General features: G+C 69.8%; 2 protein-coding genes. One reads left to right on the top strand and one right to left on the bottom strand.

The genetic code is table 11. From position 1 onward, the window contains the following. Window positions 1–200 precede the first annotated feature (200 nt). Entirely contained in the window at window positions 201–701 is a 501-nt protein-coding gene (locus FKP22_RS30835; protein ID WP_141291991.1) for a GNAT family N-acetyltransferase, read from the bottom strand. A gap of 80 nt (window positions 702–781) precedes the next feature. On the opposite strand from FKP22_RS30835, the gene FKP22_RS30830 reads away from it, so the two are divergent. After that, a partial coding sequence (locus FKP22_RS30830; protein ID WP_141291990.1) for an alpha/beta fold hydrolase occupies window positions 782–1,257 on the top strand: 476 nt, incomplete at its 3' end.

The following is a 1,257-nucleotide window of genomic DNA, read 5'->3' as shown; positions in this document are numbered from 1 at the left end:
GCTGCGCGCCCAGCGGCGGCAGCAGACCTCGGCCAGGTTGAAGAAGGCCGGCACCTGCCAGCGGAAGCCGGCATGCAGCGCGGCGTGGCCATCGAACACCGCGGTGGGTGACGATGACGGCAGATCCTGAAGTTTCATGGCGCCAGCCTAGGGCCAGCGCCCGCGGGCCGCCAGAGGGAAGGCCCGAAGCGCCGCAGTCTTCAGGCCGGTGCAGCAAAGGCCTGCAGCGCGTCCCCGCTCAGGCGGCACAAGCGCCAGTCCGGCAGCAGCGAAGCGCCCATCTTTTCGTAGAACGCAATCGCATTGGTGTTCCAGTCCAGCACGCACCATTCGAAGCGGCCGTAGCCGCGCGCCACCGCCAGCGCGCCGAGCTGCTTCAGCAGGCGCTTGCCCAGGCCGTTGCCGCGCTGCGCGGGCTGCACGTACAGGTCTTCCAGGTAAAGGCTGGGCTTGCACTTGAAGGTCGAGAAGGTGGTGAAGAACAGCGCGAAGCCCACCAGTGTGTCGCCCTGCTGCGCCACCAGGCATTCGGCCGAAGGCCGCTCGGCGAACAGGTGCCGGCCCAGCGCCTCGGGCGTGGCTTCGAACAGGTGGGTCAGGCTCTCGAACTCGGCCAGTTCGTGGATCAGGCCGACCACGGCCGGCAGATCGCGCGGCTCGGCAGCGCGGATCAGGGGAAGGGCATCGGGCAAGGTGTTCATTGCAGGATTCTCGCGCCAGCCCGCCCAGCGCTGGCCGGTTGGTGACCGCACTGTCACGGCAAACCCCCTACATTCCTGCCATGACCGCTGCCTACGTCCCCCACCGCCTGGCCCACTCGCGCTACACCACCGTGCGAGGCCTGCGCCACCATGTGCTGGCCTGGGGCGACCCTGGCTTGATCACGCCCGAGCGGCCGGCGCTGGTGATGGGCCATGGCTACATGGACGTGGGCGCCTCGTTCCAGTTCGTGGTGGACGCGCTGGCCGCGCTCGAAGGCCCCACGCGCTACATCCTCGCGCACGACTGGCGCGGCTTCGGCCGCACCGACACGCCCGCCAGCGATAGCTACTGGTTCCCCGACTACCTGGGCGACCTGGACGCCTTGCTCGCGGCCAGCGAGCTGGGCCTGAGCGCGGACGTGCCGGTCGACCTGCTGGGCCACAGCATGGGCGGCAACATCGTGATGAGCTACGCCGGCCTGCGCCCCACGCGCATCCGCCGGCTGGTCAACCTCGAAGGCTTCGGCATGCCGCGCAGCTCGCCGCAGGACGCGCC

It is taken from the genome of Ideonella azotifigens (assembly GCF_006519715.1).
Lineage (GTDB): Bacteria > Pseudomonadota > Gammaproteobacteria > Burkholderiales > Burkholderiaceae_C > Ideonella > Ideonella azotifigens.
Note: the sequence above shows the minus strand (reverse complement) of the source record. Positions and strands in the feature narration are given on the sequence as shown.